Raw genomic sequence first — 18668 nt, forward strand, 5'->3', positions numbered from 1 at the left:
TCGCTCGCGCCGTTCCGCTCCGGCTCCCACGCCCGGCTTCCCGATGCCACGCGCCGACTTCTACCTCATCGCCAGGCCGCGCTTCCGCGACGACCCGTTGCGGCTGGTCGCCGAGCTCGCACGCAAGGCCTACGACAGCGGCCAGTGGACGCTGGTGCTGGCACGCGACCAGGCCCAGGCCGAGGCGATCGACGACCAGCTCTGGGACATGGGCGACGACGTCTTCATCCCGCACCAGATCGCCGGTGACGAGGAGGACGACGAGTGCCCGGTCCTGATCGCCACGCCGGAGTTCGACCCGCCGCTGCGCGCGCTGGTGATCAACCTGCGCGATGCCGCGGTGCCCGACGGCTTCGAGCGCGTGCTCGAGGTGGTGCCGGCCGATCCGGCCGCGCGCGAGCCGCTGCGCGAACGCTGGAAGCAGTACCGCGCGCGCGGCATCGAGCCTGCCAAGCACGACATGTAAGTCATCCCACCGGTTGTGCCGGGAAGGCGTCCTGCGGGCCCGCCGTTCCGTGTTCCCCGGCCCAGTCCCCGGCGCCTTCCCCAGCGGGGAAGGCGGTCACCATCGCGAACCGCCAGCCATGACCGACCAGCTCCCCTCCAGCTACGACCCCCGCGCCTTCGAGTCCCGCCTGTACGCGGAGTGGGAAGCCTCCGGCGTGTTCGCGCCGCAGGGCGACGGCCCGGCCTACTCGATCCTGCTGCCGCCGCCCAACGTCACCGGCACCCTGCACATGGGCCACGCGTTCCAGCACACGCTGCAGGATGCGCTGGTCCGCTACCACCGCATGCGCGGTTACCGGACCCTGTGGCAGGTCGGCAGCGACCATGCGGGCATCGCGACCGAGATGGTGGTCGGGCGCAACCTCGCGATCGCCGGTGAGGGCGAGACCCGCGACTCGCTGGGCCGCGAGCGGTTCATCGAAAAGGTCTGGGAGTGGAAGGCGCAGTCGGGCGACACCATCGAGCGGCAGATGCGCCGGCTTGGCGCGTCGGGCGACTGGTCGCGCAAGGTGTTCACGATGGACGAGGCGCCGTCGGCCGCGGTGGTCGAGGCGTTCGTGCGCCTGCACGAGGAAGGCCTGATCTACCGCGGCAAGCGCCTGGTCAACTGGGATCCGGTCCTGCAGACCGCGGTGTCCGACCTCGAGGTGGTGAGCGAGGAGGAGGACGGCTTCCTGTGGTCGATCCGCTATCCGCTGGCCGACGGCGCGAGCTACGAGCATGTCGAGCACGATGCCGACGGCAACGAGACCCTGCGCGAGACCCGCGATTACCTGGTCGTCGCCACCACGCGCCCGGAAACCATGCTCGGCGATACCGCGGTGATGGTGCATCCGGAGGATCGGCGCTACGCCGGCCTGATCGGCAGGGCCGTGCAGCTGCCGTTGACCGGCCGCCGGATCCCGGTGATCGCCGACGACTACGTCGACCGCGCGTTCGGCACCGGCGTGGTCAAGGTCACCCCGGCGCACGACTTCAATGATTACGCCGTGGGCCAGCGCCATGGCCTGCCGATGATCAACCTGTTCACCGATACGGCCACCGTCAACGACAGTGCGCCGGAGGCCTACCGTGGCCTCGACCGCTACGACGCGCGCAGGGCGGTGCTGGCCGACCTCGAGTCCGCCGGCCTGCTGGTGGAAACCAGGCCGCACCGGCTGCAGGTGCCGCGTGGCGACCGCAGCGGCCAGGTCATCGAGCCCTACCTCACCGACCAGTGGTTCGTGCGCATGGACGACATGGGCCGGCGCGGCCTGCAACTGGTAGAGGACGGGTCGGTGCGTTTCGTGCCGCCGAACTGGATCAATACCTACCGCCACTGGCTTGGCAACATCCAGGACTGGACCATCAGCCGCCAGCTCTGGTGGGGCCACCGCATCCCCGCGTGGTTCGACGATGCCGGCAACGTGCATGTCGGGCGCGACGAGGCCGACGCGCGCGCGCGCAGCGGCCTGGGCGGCGACGTCGCGCTGCGCCAGGACCCGGACGTGCTCGAGACGTGGTTCTCGTCGGCGCTGTGGCCGTTCAGCACCATGGGCTGGCCGGACGAGGCCGTCATGCGCGAGCGCGGGTTCGCCGACTACCTGCCGTCGAGCGTGCTGGTCACCGGCTTCGACATCATCTTCTTCTGGGTGGCGCGGATGATCATGGTCACCGACCGCCTGACCGGGCAGGTGCCGTTCCGCGACGTCTACATCACCGGTCTGGTCCGCGACAAGGACGGCCAGAAGATGTCGAAGTCGAAGGGCAACATCCTCGACCCCATCGACATCATCGACGGCATCGCCCTCGACGACCTCGTCGCCAAGCGCACCGGCGGGCTGATGCAGCCGCAGATGGCGGCGAAGATCGAGAAGGCGACACGCAAGGAATTCCCCGAGGGCATCAGCGCGCATGGCGCGGATGCGCTGCGTTTCACCATGGCCGCGCTGGCCGGCCCGGGCCGCGACATCAAGTTCGACCTCGGCCGCGCCGAGGGCTACAAGAACTTCTGCAACAAGCTGTGGAACGCGACGCGCTTCGTGCTGATGAACACCGAAGGCGCGCGTTTCGCAGGTGTGCCGCAGCCGCGCACCGATGCCGAACGCTGGATTCTCGCGCAGCTGGCGCAGACCAGCGCGCAGGCCGCCGAGCATTTCGCCGCCTACCGCTTCGACCTGCTGGCGCAGACGCTGTACGAGTTCGCCTGGAACGAGGTCTGCGACTGGTTCCTCGAACTCGCCAAGCCGGCACTCAATGGCGACGATGCCGAGGCCGCGCGCAGCACCCGCCACACCCTGCTGTACGTGCTCGAAGCGCTGCTGCGGCTGCTGCATCCGCTGACCCCGTTCGTCAGCGAGGAACTGTGGCGGCAGGTGGCGCCGCGGCTGGGCATCGGCGCGGCGACGATCTCGCTGCAGGCCTATCCGCAGGCCGGCGACATCGACGCCGCGGCGTATGCGCAGGCCGCAGGGGACATCGAATGGCTCAAGCAGATGGTGTCGGCGCTGCGTCGCGTACGCAGCGAGCTGGGCGTGCCGCCGGCACGGCACGTCCCGTTGCTGGTGCAGGGCAGCGGTGCGCAGGAGGCCGCGCGCCTCGAGCGCTTCGGCGCGTCGCTGCAGTTCCTGCTGCGGCTGGAGCGCATCGATCGCGTCGAAGGCGATCCACCGCCGTCGGCAACCGCGGTGGTCGGCGAGCTGCGCCTGTTCGTGCCGCTGGAAGGTCTGGTCGATCTCGATGCCGAGCGCGTGCGCCTCGACAAGGAGCTCAAGCGCGTCGAAACCGAGATCGCCAAGTGCAACGGCAAGCTCGGCAGCGCCACCTTTGTCGCCAACGCGCCGGCCGCGGTGGTGGAGCAGGAACGCCAGCGCCTGGCCGACTGGACCATGCAACGCGACGGGCTCGCGGCACAACGCGCACGCCTCTGAAGGTTTCTCTGCCGCGGGCCTGCGCGAATGCACGAGGGCGACGGCGGTGTGTCCGTGGCACTCCGGTCGGTGCGCGTCGTCGCGGGCCGTGACGCAACGAGGCGGCCGCACCCGCCTCGATGTTCCCGCTTATCCGCGGACCTGCTACTCGCTTATCCGTTCTATCGCATTCCATCCGCGTCGATCCGCGGCAGGCCGCCTCGGCGCTTGGGCTCGCGCAGCAGCCGGGTGCCGCTGGCGCGGTCGTGCCAGGTCAGGCCATCGCGGTCGAACCACGCCCACCAGAAGCCCAGGCCGCCGGCCAGCAACGACAGCGTTCCGACCACATAACGTCGCCACAGTGCTGGCGCCTGCGCCGGGCCGCCTTCGAGCGCGACCAGCCGCAGCCGCCACGGCCGCATCCCGAGTGTCTGCCCGCCGCGGCGCCAGCTGGCGACCGCATAGAGCCCGGCCACGGTCCAGCAGCAGGCCCACAGCAGCCACTGCAGCGCGCCCAGCGGTGCGATGTTCTCGCGCGGATCGTGCTGGCCGATCACCGTGTGCCCGAGCGCGAACACGAAGCCGAGCGCGAACCACATCGCAAGCACCGGCCACAGGTCATAGAACAGTGCGGCGAGGCGCCAGCCGATCCAGGGGCGCGGGCGTGCGGCAGGGCCAGCGTGTTGATCCATTGCGAAAGGATACCGTCAGCGCGAATGCGGTTGCTGTCGCGGAGGGACGTGGAGCATGGGGTGCGCTGGCCGGAACCCCGCGGCAAAGTACGCTTCACCCGCTAACCTCGTGCCATGCCCACGCCCGCCGACCGCCGCCAGGCCTCGATGTCGCTGCCGCCACTGGCCGATGCCGATGCGCAGGCCATCGACCGCTGCCTCGATGCGGTGTGGGCCGAGCGTGGGCTCGCGCGCAGCACCCTGGAGAGCTACCGCAGCGACCTCGTGCTGCTGGCGCGCTGGCTGGATGGCCGTGGCGGTGGCCTGCCCCGGGCCGGGCGCGCCGACCTGCTCGATTACCTCGCATGGCGCGCCCGCCACGGTTTCACCGCGCGCAGCAATGCGCGGCTGCTGTCGGCCTTGCGGACCTTCTTCATCAGCCAGGTCGCGCGCGGCGAACGCAGCGACGACCCGACCGCCCTGCTCGAAGCCCCCATGCAGGGGCGCCTGCTGCCGAAGGCGCTGACCGAAGGCCAGATCGAGGCGCTGCTGGCGGCGCCCGACACCGACGACGTGGAAGGCCTGCGCGATCGCGCCATGCTCGAACTCATGTACGCCTGCGGATTGCGGGTAAGCGAGCTGGTCGGGCTGGTCGCCAATGGCGTGAACCTCCGCCAGGGCGTGCTGCGGGTGACCGGCAAGGGCAGCCGCGACCGCCTGGTGCCGCTGGGCGAGGAAGCCCAGCACTGGCTTGAGCAGTACCTCGCACGCGCGCGTCCGCAGCTGGCCGCGCGCGGTTCCGGGGGCGCGCCCACGGGCCGCGCATTGCCGGCGGATGGCGTGCTGTTCCTGGCCCGCGGCGGGCAGCCGCTGACGCGGCAGCGGTTCTGGTCGATGGTCAAGGCCTACGCCGCGGTCGCGGGCATCGACCCGGCACGGGTCAGCCCTCACGCACTGCGCCACAGCTTCGCCACCCATCTGTTGAACCACGGCGCCGACCTGCGTGCTTTGCAGATGCTGCTCGGCCACAGTTCGCTGTCGACCACGCAGATCTACACCCTCGTCGCGCGCGAACAGCTCAAGCGCCTGCACGCCCGCCACCATCCACGCGCCTGAGCGCTCAGCGGGCGTCCGGGTGGCGCATGCGACAATCCGGCCACCTTCGAGACCGCCTCCGCGCGCGGTCGGATCCGCACGATGACCCCAGCCATGAAGCTGTTGCTGCCTGCGATGCTGATCGCGTCGTTCAGCCTGACCGCCTGCGCGCAGGCGCCCGCACCCGCCGCCGGCGAGGGCGCCGCCAACGGGACGCCGCCGGCGTCCGGACCCGATGTCGACCCGGCCAGTGCCGATGGCCGCGCGGTCGATGCGATCCGCAGCATCAATCCGCGCGTCGAGGTCGATGCCGTGGGTGCGGCGCCGATCGACGGCTTCCGCGAGGTGATCGTCAGCGGCCAGGTGCTGTATGTCAGCGATGACGGCCGCTACCTGCTGCAGGGCAGCCTGTTCGACATCGAGCAGCGGCGCGATCTCAGCGAGGTCGGGCTGGCGAAGGTGCGCCGCACGCTGCTGGCCGAAGTTCCGGAGAGCGACCGCATCGTGTTCGGCCCGCCGGCGCCGACCTACACCGTCACCGTCTTCACCGACGTCGAATGCGGGTATTGCCGCAAGCTCCACCAGGAGATCGACGAATACAACCGCCAGGGCATCGCGATCCAGTACCTCGCATTCCCGCGCATGGGACCGTCGAGCGAGGACTTCCGCACGATGGAGGCGGTCTGGTGCGCGGAGGACCGCAAGCAGGCGCTGACCGACGCCAAGTCGGGCAAGACCGTGCCGTCGCGCCGCTGCACCAATCCGGTGGCGATGCATTACGAACTCGGCCAGCGCATCGGCCTGAGCGGCACTCCGCTGATCATTGCCGAGGACGGCACCCAGCTCCCGGGCTACATGCCACCGACGGCGCTGCGCGCGGCGCTGGATGACCTGGCGAAGAACGCCGATGGTGCCGTTGCGGCTGATGGCTGAGGCCAGCCATCGGCCGCAGGCCGCAGGTTGACCGCGGGCTGAGCGAGCGGCGGTGGGGCTGGAGTGCAGGGGCCGGGCCTGCGGCACCGCGTCCGCTACAATAGCGGGCCCGTCCCACCAGCTGCCGGACATGATCGTCCTCGAGGGCCTGCCGGCCCTGTCAGCGTTCCGACTGGAGCGCCTCCAAGCCCGCCTGCTCACCGCTGCCCCGGACCTGCGCCTGCTGGGCGCATGGCATGTCTACTGGGTCGATCCCGAGCCGGGCGCGATCCCGGATCCGGCGGCCCTGCAGCGCATCCTGCAGGCGCGCGACGGTGTCGAACCGCTGGCCGAAGGCGCGGTCTCGCGTTTCGTCGCCCCGCGGCTGGGCACCATCTCGCCCTGGGCGAGCAAGACCACCGAGCTCCTGCAGGGTGCCGGCCTGCCGGTGCACCGTGTCGAGCGCGGCATGCGGCTGGATTTCGCCGGCTGGCGCGACGCCGGGGCGGCCGCGATCGAGCGCCTGCTGCACGATCCGATGACGCAGTCGCTGCTGGCCGGCCACGACGAGGCTGCCGGCCTGTTCGCGGTGCCGGCACGCGGCGCGCTCGAACGCATTCCGCTTGGCGAACTCGATGCCGCCAACGACCGGCTCGGCCTGGCCCTGGCCGAGGACGAGATCGCCTACCTGCGCGAGCGCTATGCCCAGCTCGGCCGCGACCCGTCCGATGTCGAGTTGATGATGTTCGCGCAGGCGAACTCCGAACACTGCCGGCACAAGATCTTCAATGCCAGCTGGACCGTCGACGGCGAGGCGCAGCCGAAGTCGCTGTTCGCGATGATCCGCCACACCCACGCGCAGACGCCGGCGTACACGCTGACCGCCTACAGCGACAACGCCGCGGTGGTGGAAGGTTTCCCCGCGCGCCGCTTCCGACCCGATCCGCAGACGCAGGAATACCGCGCCGAGTCGCTGGCCGGCAGCGCGTTCTGCATCAAGGTCGAAACCCACAACCACCCCACCGCGATCTCGCCGTTCCCGGGCGCCTCCACCGGCGCCGGTGGCGAGATCCGCGACGAGGGTGCCACCGGCCGCGGTGGCAAGCCGAAGGCCGGACTGGCCGGGTTCTCGGTGTCGCACCTGCGCATCCCGACCCTGCCGCAGGACTGGGAACAGCCGCGCGCGCTCAATCCGCGCCTGGCGCCAGCGCTCGAGATCATGCTCGACGGCCCGCTGGGTGCCGCCGCGTTCAACAACGAGTTCGGCCGCCCCAACCTCACCGGTTATTTCCGCAGCTTTGAACTCGCGCAGCCCGATGCCGGGATCACCTGGGCCTACGACAAGCCGATCATGCTGGCCGGGGGCTTGGGTGCGATCGACCGCAACCAGGTGACCAAGCTGCCGCTGCGGCCGGGTTCGGCGGTGGTGGTGCTGGGCGGGCCGGCGATGCTGATCGGGCTGGGCGGTGGCGCCGCCAGTTCGGTCGCCGGCGGCAGCAGCGACGAGGCGCTGGATTTCGCCAGCGTGCAGCGCGAGAACCCGGAAATGGAGCGCCGCTGCCAGGAGGTCATCGACCGCTGCGTGGCGCTCGGCGAACGCAACCCGATCCTGTCGATCCACGATGTCGGCGCCGGCGGGCTGTCCAATGCGATTCCGGAACTGCTGCACGACTCCGGCGTGGGTGGGGTCATCGACCTCGACCGCGTGCCCAGTGACGATCCGTCGCTGTCGCCGATGCAGCTGTGGAGCAATGAATCGCAGGAACGCTACGTGCTGGGCATCGCGCCCGAACGCGTGGAGGAGTTCGCCGCGCTGTGCGAGCGCGAGCGCTGCCCGTTCGCGGTCGTCGGCCACGCCACCGCCGAGGAACGTCTGGTGGTCGGTTACGGCGCCACCGTGGATTCGGTTTACGGCGACGCCGCGTCCGCGGTGCCCGGTCAGCAGGCACAGCCTACCGGCGTTCGCGAAGGCGCGGACCTGTGGTCCGCCAACCCCTCCGCTCACCCCATCGACCTGCCGATGGACGTGCTGTTCGGCAAGGCGCCGAAGATGCACCGCGATGTGGAACGCCCGGCGACGGCGCGCTGGCCGGTGCTCAACGGCCGCACGCTCGATCTGCACGACGCCGGCCTCAGGGTGCTTGCGCACCCGACCGTTGCTTCCAAGCAGTTCCTGATCACCATCGGCGACCGCTATGTCGGCGGCCTCACCGTACGCGACCAGCTGGTCGGCCCGTGGCAGATGCCGGTCGCGGACTGCGCGATCACCCTGGCCGGCTACGACGGCCATGCCGGCGAGGCGATGGCGATCGGCGAACGCACGCCGCTGGCGCTGATCGATCCTGCAGCCGCCGCGCGCATGGCGGTCGGCGAGGCGATCACCAACCTGTGTGCCGCGCCGGTCGCCTCGCTGGAGCAGGTCAAGCTGTCGGCGAACTGGATGGCCGCGGCCGGCCATGACGGCGAGGACGCGCGGTTGTTCGATGCGGTGCGCGCGGTCGGCATGGAGCTGTGTCCGTCGCTCGACCTGTCGATTCCGGTCGGCAAGGATTCGCTGTCGATGCAGGCGCAGTGGCAGGGCGAGGAGGGCGCGCACAAGGCGGTCTCGCCGGTCTCACTGGTGGTCAGCGCATTCGCGCCGGTGGCCGACGTGCGCCGCCAGCTCACTCCGTTGCTGTCGGGCCGCCGCGATACCGAGCTGTGGCTGATCGGTCTCGGCGGTGGTCGCCAGCGCCTTGGCGGGTCGATCCTGTCGCAGTGCCACGGCGCCTTCGGCGGCGCCTGCCCGGATCTCGACCAGCCCGAGCGGCTGCGCGCATTCTTCGAACTGGTGCGCGACGCCCGCGAACAGGATCTTCTGCTCGCCTACCACGACCGTTCCGACGGCGGCGCCTTCGCCGCGCTGTGCGAGATGGCGTTCTGCTCGCATGCGGGTCTGGACATCGATCTCGCCGGCTGGGGCGAGGACCGCATCGACGACGTGTTCCGGGTGCTGTTCAACGAGGAACTTGGCGCCGTGGTCGAGATCGCGGCGGGCGACCGCGCCGAGTTCGCCGACCTGGTTTCGCGCCACGGGCTGGTGGAGTGCGCGCAGCGCATCGCGCGGCCGACGACGGCGCCGACCATCCGCGTGCTGGACGACGGCGACATCCTCGCCGAGTGGCGGTGGGAGGCATTGTTCGATGCGTGGTGGTCGGTGAGCCATGCGCTGCAGCGCCTGCGCGACAACCCCGAATGCGCCGACGAGGAGCGTGCTGCCGCGCGGCGGTTTGACGACCCCGGCCTCAAGCCGGTGCTCGGATTCGACCCGGCCGACGACATCGCTGCGCCGTACATCGCGCGCGGCGTGCGGCCGCGGGTGGCGATCCTGCGCGAGCAGGGCGTCAACAGCCAGACCGAGATGGCGGTCGGCTTCGACCGTGCCGGCTTCAGCGCGATCGACGTGCACATGAGCGACCTGGTCGCCGGTCGCGTGCAGCTGGGCGACTTCCAGGGCCTCGTCGCCTGCGGCGGCTTCAGCTATGGCGACGTGCTCGGTGCCGGCCGTGGCTGGGCCACCTCGATCCTGGAGCGCAACGACCTGCGCGATGCATTCGCCGCGTTCTTCGCACGCGAGGGCACGTTCTCGCTGGGCGTGTGCAACGGCTGCCAGATGATGTCCCAGCTCAGGGACATCATCCCCGGTGCCACGCACTGGCCGCGCTTCCTGCGCAACCGCAGCGAGCAGTTCGAGGCGCGCCTCGGGCTGCTCGGCGTGGAGGCGACGCCGTCGCTGCTGTTGCAGGGCATGGAAGGTTCGCGCATCCCGGTGGCCATCGCCCACGGCGAGGGTCGGGCCCGCTTCGACAGCGATGCCGATGCCGGCCAGGCCGTGGTGGCGCTGCGCTACCTCGACAACACCGGCGCGCCGGCGGCGATGTACCCGGCCAATCCCAACGGCTCGCCGGACGCGATCGCGGGCCTGACCAGTGTGGACGGCCGCGCCACCATCCTGATGCCGCATCCCGAGCGCACGCTGCGCACGCTCAACTTCAGCTGGCACCCGGCCGACTGGCCTGACGATTCGCCCTGGCTGCGGATGTTCCGCAACGCCCGCCGCGCGGTCGGCTGACCACGCGGCAGCGGGCCGGCCGCAGGTCAGGCCGGATCCCCTCCAAGCCCGCCGCAAGGCGGGCTTTTTCGTGCCGGCGGGAAAGAAGCGCCCGGTTCCTCGCGTGTCTATGCCGGTGTTCGTCCGTCTGACCTCGGGCGTGGCGCGTCGGGTCAGGTGGCTGCATGTGTGACCCGCAGCCAGTTGCCCGTAGTGACGTAGTTCCGTCGCGTCATGGCGACATCGGCCGGTCTCGTGCTGCCACGCGGTCATATTCGTGACGAATGTCGTCACATCCAGTGCCTTCATGGCTGTTCCGCGTCACGGCTTGACTCCCTGCGTCACCGGGTCGCAGTATCGAGCGTCAACAGGCCGTTGAGGGGGAGTTCAGCTTTGCATGCAGGCCGTGCACCCGTGCACGGCGGACATGCCAGCTGTCCGGCCTTGGCAGATCGTCTGCCTCTTCCTCGATTTCCAACCTGCGCGCTCTGCGCGTGGCGTCCACCACTCTCGAAGGAACGCATCGATGAACCGCATCTACCGCAAGGTCTGGAACAAGTCGCTGAACCAGCTGGTCGTGGCATCGGAGCTCGCCTCGGGCGACAGCGCCGGTGTACGGGCAGCCGATGTCGTGCTGCGCGGATACGGCATGCGGGCAGCGACCCTCGGCCTTGCGCTGGCCGGTGCATTGTTGGCGCCGGCGGCGATGGGCCAGTCGGTTTCAGTGGGCGAGAACCGCAACTGCCTGGTGCTCGATACCAGCCTGCTGGCGCGCTGCGCCGCGGCCGGGTCCGCGGATGCGAGCGGGCAGAACGCGGTCGCGATCGGCAGCCAGGCGAGGGCGAGCGGCGCGCAGGCAGTGGCGATCGGACGTGCCGCACAGGCCACCGGCGCCAACACCGTGGCACTGGGTGCGTCGTCGCAGGCCACCGCCACCAGCGCGACGTCGGTCGGCGCCAACAGCCGCGCGACCGCCACCAACGCCACCGCGCTGGGTGCGGGCGCGAATGCGCAGCAGACCGGCGCCACCGCGCTGGGCTCGAACGCGCGCGCAGGCGCACAGCAGAGCACCGCGGTCGGCTTCAACGCGCAGACGCTGGCGACCGGCGGTGTTGCGGTCGGCCGCGCGGCGATCGTGCAGGGCAGTGCGGAGAACGCGGTGGCGCTGGGTCACGGTGCGATCGCCAGCCAGGCCAATACGGTGTCCGTGGGCAATGGCACCGGTGCCGGTGGTGCGCCGGCGACGCGGCGGATCGTCAACGTGTCCGCCGGCACTGCCGACACCGACGCGGTGAACGTCGCCCAGCTCAATGCGGTGGCGGACGTCGCCGAGGAGACCAGCCAGTACTTCCAGGCCACCGGCGAAGGCCAGGCCTGGGCAGAGGGCGAGGAGTCGGTGGCCGCCGGCGCGGATGCGCTTGCGGAAGGCGACTATTCGACCGCGGTCGGTTCGACCGCGCAGGCACAGGGTGACGAGTCGTCCGCCTTCGGCAGCGGCGCGTACGCAATGGACATCGGCGCCACCGCGATCGGCTTCAACAGCGTGGGCGCGGGCATCGATTCGGTGGCGCTGGGCGCGTTTGCCGAAGCCTGGGGTGAAACCAGCACCGCACTGGGCACCGCGGCCTACGCGGGCGAAATCGGCGCGACCGCGACCGGTGCGTCGGCCACCGCCGACGGCGCCTATGCCACCGCCACCGGCACCGAGGCCACGGCCTCCGGCACCCAGGCCACCGCCAGCGGCTTCCGTTCCGAGGCCACGGCCGATGGTTCGTCGGCCTACGGCAGCTACGCCACCGCCACCAGTTTCGGCGCCACCGCGCTGGGCTACGGCGCGGAAGCCTCGGCCGATACCAGCACGGCCGTCGGTTTTGGTGCACTGGCCTCGAACTTCGACGCCACCGCGGTCGGCGCCAACGCGATCGCCAGCGGCGACAACTCCGTCGCGGTGGGCGGTGCGTTCTTCGGCCTGATCCCGACCGAAGCCGCGGGCGACTTCTCCACCGCCGTGGGTGGCGCTGCCTTTGCCGGCGGCTTCAACTCCACCGCGCTGGGCAACTTCGCTTCGGCCGAAGGCGACAGCAGCCTGGCGCTGGGTTCCGACAGCGTCGCCGCCGCCGACAGCAGCGTGGCACTCGGCCAGGGCTCCGTGGCTGATCGCGACGACACGGTGTCGGTCGGTTCGGCCGGTGCCGAGCGCCAGATCACCAATGTCGCGGCGGGTACCGAGGGCACCGACGCGGTGAACCTCGACCAGCTGGAGGACGCCACCGCCGACACCCGTTACTTCCGCGCCACCGGCGACGGCGAAGCCTTCGCGCTGGGCGAGGACGCCACCGCTGCCGGTTCGGATGCCTACGCCGAGGCCGACTACAGCACCGCGGTCGGTGCCGGCAGCAGTGCGCTTGGCGAGGGCGCGTCCGCGTTCGGCACCGGTGCACTGGCGGGCGGGCAGTTCTCCACCGCGTCCGGTTATGGCGCGGTGGCCGAGGCGACCTCCAGCACCGCCGTCGGCGGCACGCTGTACTACGTCGATCCGGCCACCGGCGAGGTCCTGCTCGACCAGGCCACGTCGGCCACCGGTGATGGTGCATCGGCACTGGGTGCCGGGGCGCAGGCGTCAGGCGCGTTCGCCACGGCCACTGGCGCCGCGGCCGTCGCCAGCAACACCCAGGCCACCGCCACCGGTTACAACAGCCAGGCCACCGGCCTGGCAGCCACCGCCAATGGCGGCTTCACCGAGGCCACCGGTGATTTCGCGACCGCCCTGGGCTATGGCGCCGCGGCCACCAACACCCGCACCACCGCGGTCGGCATCAGCGCCTCGGCTTCCGGCCTCAACGCCACCGCGCTGGGCAACACCGCCACCGCCAGCGGCAGTGCCAGTCTCGCGGCAGGTAGCACGGCGACCGCCAGCGGGCTCAACAGCACCGCGATGGGCGGTTCCGCGCGAGCCACCGCCGACAACACCACATCGCTGGGCCAGTTCGCCTGGGCCACCTCGGCAGGTTCCACCGCGATCGGCCGCGACACGTTCGCCTATGGCGGCATCAATGCCACCGCGATCGGCGTGAGTGCCTGGGCCAACGGCCAGAGCAGCGTGGCGCTGGGCGCCGGTTCGCGCGCCACCGAGGCCAACGTGGTTTCGGTCGGCAACGGCACCGGTGCCAGCGGGCATCCGGCAACGCGCCGGATCATCAATGTCGCGGATGGCATCGATGCCAACGACGCCGTCAACATGGGCCAGCTCGAGGCGGTGGCCGACGTCGCCGAAGGCACGTCGCGCTACTTCAAGGCCAGTGGGGAGGGCGAGGCGTTCGTGACCGGCGACGAAGCCGTCGCGGCGGGTTCGAACGCAGCCGCCGATGGCGACTACAGCACCGCGGTGGGTTCCTCCGCGCTCGCGCTGGAGCAGGGCGCCTCGGCGTTCGGCAGCGGCGCGTTCGCACTCGAAACCAACGCCACCGCGGTCGGCTTCAATGCCAGCGCCTCGGCGGCCAATGCACTGGCGCTGGGCGCACGCGCCGAGGCGGCGGGCGAATACTCGATCGCGCTGGGCGCCGAGAGCCTGGCGTCGGGTGAGCTGTCGACCGCCACCGGTGCAGGCGCGGTTGCCACGGGCGACGGCAGCCTGGCCTCGGGTGCGCTGGCCGACGCCTCGGGCATCGAAGCCACTGCGGTGGGCTTCTTCGCCGATGCCTCCGGCGAGGTGGCGACCGCGGTCGGTGCGGAAAGCGTCGCCAGCGGCGAATCCTCGGCCGCGTTCGGCTTCCTTGCACAGGCGACCGAGGACTACACCACCGCGGTCGGCGGTTATGCGACCGCATCGGGTTTCAACAGCACTGCGCTCGGCAACTTCAGCGAGGCGTCCGGCTCGGGCAGCCTGGCGGTCGGCTCCGACAGCGTGGCGGCCGGTGACACCAGCACCGCGGTCGGCCAGGGTGCACAGGCGACCGGCGCCAACTCGGTCGCCGTGGGTGGAGCCGGCTTCTTCGGCCTGCTGCCCACGGAGGCCTCGGGCGACTTCTCGACCGCCATCGGCGGGGCGGCCTATGCGGCCGGCTTCAACTCGACGGTGGTCGGCAACTTTGCCGAAGGCCTCGGCGACAACACCGTGGTGCTCGGCTCGGATGCCGTGGCAACCGCCGAGGGCTCCGTCGCGCTCGGCCAGGGTTCGCTCGCCGACCGCGACAACAGTGTCTCGGTGGGCTCCGACGGGGCCGAGCGTCAGATCACCAACGTGGCGGCGGGGACCGAGACCACCGACGCGGTGAACCTCGGCCAGCTCGAAGAGGCCACTGCCGACACCCGCTATTTCCGCGCCACCGGCGATGGCGAGGCGTTCGCCGAAGGCGCGGACGCCACCGCCGCGGGGTCCAATGCGCTGGCCGAAGCCGACTATTCCACCGCGCTGGGCTCGAGCAGCAGCGCCTATGGCGTGGGCTCGACCGCAGTGGGCAGCGGCGCGACGGCGTGGGGCACCTACGCCTACGCCTCGGGCTACAACGCGGTGGCAGAAGGCGATTCCAGCACTGCGCTCGGCGGCTGGCTGTACTACGAGGACGAGGCCGGCAACGTGGTGCTCGACCAGGCCACCGCGGCGACCGGCTTCGGCGCCTCGGCGTTGGGGGCGGGCGCGCAGGCCAGCGGCTTCCTCGCCACCGCCGTGGGCGCCGGTGCGGATGCCGTGGGCGGGCAGGCGATCGCGGCCGGCTACAGCAGTTCGGCGGCGGGCGACTACGGCTCGGCCTTCGGTGGCTTCAGCGAGGCCACCGGCTACCAGTCCACCGCGCTCGGCTACGGCGCCGCCGCGGCCAGCGATTACTCGACCGCGGTCGGTGTCGCCGCCAGCGCGTCCGGCATCAGCAGCGTGGCGGTGGGCGAATACAGCGTCGCCACCGGCGATGAGAGCGTGGCGGTCGGCGGCACCACCTTCTTCGGCCTCATCCCCGCGCAGGCCTCCGGCACCGGTGCCGCCGCATTCGGCGCCGGCGCATGGGCCACGGAGGACTACGCGACCGCGGTCGGCTGGAATGCCTGGGCGGATGCGACCAGCGCAACCGCCATCGGCGAGAGCGCGTTTGCACTTGCCGACAACAGCGTGGCCCTGGGCGCCGGGTCGGAAGCCGATCGCGCCGACACGGTTTCGGTGGGCAGCGCCGGCAACGAGCGCCAGATCACCAATGTCGCGGCGGGTACCGAGGACACCGATGCGGTGAACGTCGCCCAGCTCAACGAGGTGGCGGACGTCGCCGAGGAGACCAGTCGTTACTTCAAGGCCACCGGCGAGGGCGAAGCCTGGGTGACCGGTGAGGAAGCCCTCGCCGCCGGTTCCGACGCAGCCGCTGACGGTGATTACGCGACCGCGGTGGGTTCCGCGGCGCTGGCCCAGGCCGACGGCGCGTCGGCCTTCGGCAGCGGGGCATTCGCGCTGGAAGCGGGTGCCACCGCGATCGGCTTCAACAGCGTGGGCGCCGGCACAGATTCGGTGGCGCTGGGCGCATTCGCCGAAGCCTGGGGTGAGTCCAGCACCGCACTGGGCACCGCGGCCTACGCCGGCGGGATCGGTGCCACGGCGACCGGTGCCTCCGCGACGGCCGACGGCGCCTACGCCACCGCCAGCGGCAGCGAGGCCACCGCCTCCGGTACCCAGGCCACCGCCAGCGGCTTCCGCTCCGAGGCCACGGCCGATGGTGCGTCGTCCTACGGCAGCTACGCCACCGCCACCGGTTTCGGCGCCACCGCACTCGGCTATGGCGCCGAGGCCTCGGCCGATACCAGCACCGCGGTGGGCTTTGGCGCACTGGCGTCGAACTTCGACGCCACCGCGGTCGGTTCCAACGCGATCGCCAGCGGCGACAACAGCGTCGCCGTCGGTGGTGCGTTCTTCGGCCTGATCCCGACCGAAGCCGCGGGCGATTTCTCCACCGCCGTGGGTGGCGCTGCCTTTGCCGGCGGCTTCAACTCCACCGCGCTGGGCAACTTCTCTTCGGCCGAAGGCGACAGCAGCCTGGCGCTGGGTTCCGACAGTGTCGCGGCCGCCGACAGCAGCGTGGCGCTCGGCCAGGGCTCCGTGGCTGATCGCGACGACACGGTGTCGGTCGGTTCGGCCGGTGCCGAACGCCAGATCACCAACGTCGCCGCCGGCACCGAGGGCACCGACGCGGTGAACCTCGACCAGCTGCAGGAAGCCACCGCCGACACCCGTTACTTCCGCGCCACCGGCGACGGCGAAGCCTTCGCGCTGGGCGAGGACGCCACCGCGGCAGGTTCGGATGCCTACGCCGAGGCCGACTACAGCACCGCGGTCGGTGCCGGCAGCAGTGCATTCGGGGCCGGTTCCTCGGCAGTCGGCAGCGGCGCGACGGCATTGGGCGACAACGCAGTGGCCGTCGGCATGAACAGCAGTGCGGCGACCGGTTCGGTCGCGGTCGGTGGCATGGGCCAGGCCTACGACCAGTTCAACTCGCCGATCACCGACGACGAGGGCAATCCCGAGCTCGTCGCGGCCCAGGCCGGGGTGGATGCTGCCGCCGTGGGTGCCGGCGCGCTGGCCACTGGAGCTAGTGCTTCCGCGTTCGGCAGCGGTGCCCAGGCATTGGGGGGCAACAGCACCGCCAACGGCTTCAAGTCGCGCGCAACGGGTGAGTGGAGTACGGCCGTCGGCAGCAATGCATGGGCCAGCGGTGGCGACGCCACTGCGACTGGCGCCTACGCGTGGGCCACCGCCAATGGCGCAACTGCCTTCGGCACCTCGGCCTGGGCCACCGCCGCCAACGCGTCCGCCTTTGGCTACGGTGCCTGGGCGGCAGACGGCGGTGCCACGGCGCTGGGTATGGATACCTGGGCGGATGGCATCAGCGCCATCGCGATCGGACGCGGCGCACTCGCCACGGAAAACTATTCGATGGCGCTCGGTGCAACGAGCCTGGCCGACGGCACCAACGCGGTCGCACTTGGCCGCGGCACGCTCAGCCTGGCTGACAACGCGATAGCGCAGGGCTGGCGCGCCACTGTGGACCGCGATGCCATCAACAGTGTCGCGATCGGAGCGAACGCGTTTGCGGCTGCGGCAGATAGCGTCGCCCTCGGCGCAGGCTCGCTGGCCGATCGTGCCGGCACCATCTCCATCGGTGCGGCCCAGGCATGGACTGACGAATACGGTGTAGTCCACCAGCCGGTCGACCGCCAGATCGCCAACGTCGCGGAGGGCACGGAAGACACGGACGCCGTCAATGTCGCGCAGCTCAATTCGGTTGCCGAAAGCGCGGTCCGCTACGACGACGAGTCGCGTTCGGTCATCACCCTGGACGGCAACAACGGCACGCGGCTGACCAACCTCGCCGCAGGCGCCGTGACGTCCGGCAGCAGGGACGCCATCACCGGTGGACAGCTCTTCGGCGCGATGTCGAGCACTGCGGAAGCGCTCGGCGGCGGCGCAGGCGTGACGGCGTTCGGAAGCCTCGTCGCACCGGTCTACACCGTTCAGGGGGGCAACTACTACAGCGTCGGTGACGCGATCGGCGCACTCGATGCCGAGATCGGCTCGCTGACGAACCGGATGTCGTGGGCGGAGCAGGACATCGCGGGCGTCGCTGCCGCGACCTCGGCATTGCAGTCGGACGTCGCTTCCCTGCAGACATCGCAGGACGCCGCCGTGCAGGACGGGGCTGGTGCAGGCGACGCCGTATCACCGGATGCGTCCGCATCGGTGACCGGCGACACCGGCATCGCGATGGTGGACGACGGCCCGGTTTCGACCGACGCTGATTCCGAAGAAACGCCCGCAGTGGGAACGGCAACCGTATCCGGCGGGCCCCGGACGATGTCGGCCGGTGGTCCGGTGCAGGTGGGCGGTGCACAGGCCGCTGCGCCGGGGGGCAGCCAGCTCACCGCTCCGGTGAGTTCGGCGGGCACCGCGATCGGTGAAGGCGCGGTGGCATCGGGCAACAACTCGGTCGCGCTGGGCGACGGTTCGGTTGCCACCCGCGCCAACACCGTCTCGGTCGGCAGCACCGGCAACGAACGGCAGGTCACCAACGTGGCGGCCGGTACGGCTGATACCGACGCGGCCAACGTGGGCCAGGTGCGCAGCACCGCAACCCAGACGCTGGGCTCGGCGAATGCCTATACGGACGCGAAGTTCGCCGCATGGGACGACAACTTCGAGGCGTACCGCGGCGACGTGGAGCGTCGCTTCGACGATGTCGACCGTCGCATGGACCGCCAGGGCGCGATGAACGCCGCGATGCTCAACATGGCCACCAGCGCCGCGGGCGTGCGCACGCAGAACCGCGTCGGTGTCGGTGTCGGTTTCCAGAGTGGTGAGAGCGCACTGTCAATCGGCTACCAGCGTGCGATCAGCGAGCGCGCGACGGTCACCGTCGGTGGCGCCTTCAGCGGTGACGAGAAGTCGGTGGGCATCGGCGCGGGCTTCGGCTGGTGATGGACGTGGGGTGTCCGGCCCGCCGGCCGGCCGCCCGGCCTCACAGGGGTTTCCACGCG

At 70.9% G+C, this 18668-nt stretch carries 7 protein-coding genes; 6 read left to right on the forward strand and 1 reads right to left on the reverse strand.

Translation table 11 applies throughout. The annotated features are described in order from the left end of the window. Positions 1-43: 43 nt before the first annotated feature. Positions 44-466, forward strand: coding sequence for a DNA polymerase III subunit chi (locus tag ERL55_RS02295; protein ID WP_129134990.1), 423 nt, complete (start codon positions 44-46; stop codon positions 464-466). Between the two features lie 118 nt (positions 467-584). Beyond that, the gene (locus ERL55_RS02300; RefSeq protein WP_129134991.1) at positions 585-3416 is read left to right on the forward strand and encodes a valine--tRNA ligase; all 2832 of its coding nucleotides are present in this window, start codon (positions 585-587) and stop codon (positions 3414-3416) included. 161 nt (positions 3417-3577) lie between these two features. Here the strand turns inward: ERL55_RS02300 and ERL55_RS02305 are convergent, their stop codons facing one another. Continuing rightward, positions 3578-4087 (reverse strand): RDD family protein, encoded by a 510-nt coding sequence (locus ERL55_RS02305; RefSeq protein ID WP_129134992.1) that lies wholly within the window; start codon positions 4085-4087, stop codon positions 3578-3580. 114 nt (positions 4088-4201) lie between these two features. On the opposite strand from ERL55_RS02305, the gene xerD reads away from it, so the two are divergent. The 4 genes from xerD to ERL55_RS15010 all read left to right on the forward strand — a co-directional run bounded on the left by xerD (position 4202) and on the right by ERL55_RS15010 (position 18609). Then, entirely contained in the window at positions 4202-5182 is a 981-nt protein-coding gene (gene xerD, locus ERL55_RS02310) for a site-specific tyrosine recombinase XerD (RefSeq protein WP_129134993.1), read from the forward strand. A gap of 93 nt (positions 5183-5275) precedes the next feature. Continuing rightward, positions 5276-6094 (forward strand): DsbC family protein, encoded by an 819-nt coding sequence (locus tag ERL55_RS02315; RefSeq protein ID WP_129137165.1) that lies wholly within the window; start codon positions 5276-5278, stop codon positions 6092-6094. A 130-nt stretch (positions 6095-6224) separates the two neighbouring features. Continuing rightward, positions 6225-10184 carry a phosphoribosylformylglycinamidine synthase gene (gene purL, locus ERL55_RS02320; protein ID WP_129134994.1) on the forward strand — a complete coding sequence of 1320 codons (3960 nt, stop codon included), beginning with the start codon at positions 6225-6227 and terminating at the stop codon, positions 10182-10184. 505 nt (positions 10185-10689) lie between these two features. Then, positions 10690-18609 (forward strand): ESPR-type extended signal peptide-containing protein, encoded by a 7920-nt coding sequence (locus ERL55_RS15010; protein ID WP_206733348.1) that lies wholly within the window; start codon positions 10690-10692, stop codon positions 18607-18609. Positions 18610-18668 lie beyond the last annotated feature (59 nt).

The sequence above is a fragment of the Luteimonas sp. YGD11-2 genome (genome assembly GCF_004118975.1).
GTDB classification, from domain to species: domain Bacteria; phylum Pseudomonadota; class Gammaproteobacteria; order Xanthomonadales; family Xanthomonadaceae; genus Luteimonas; species Luteimonas muca.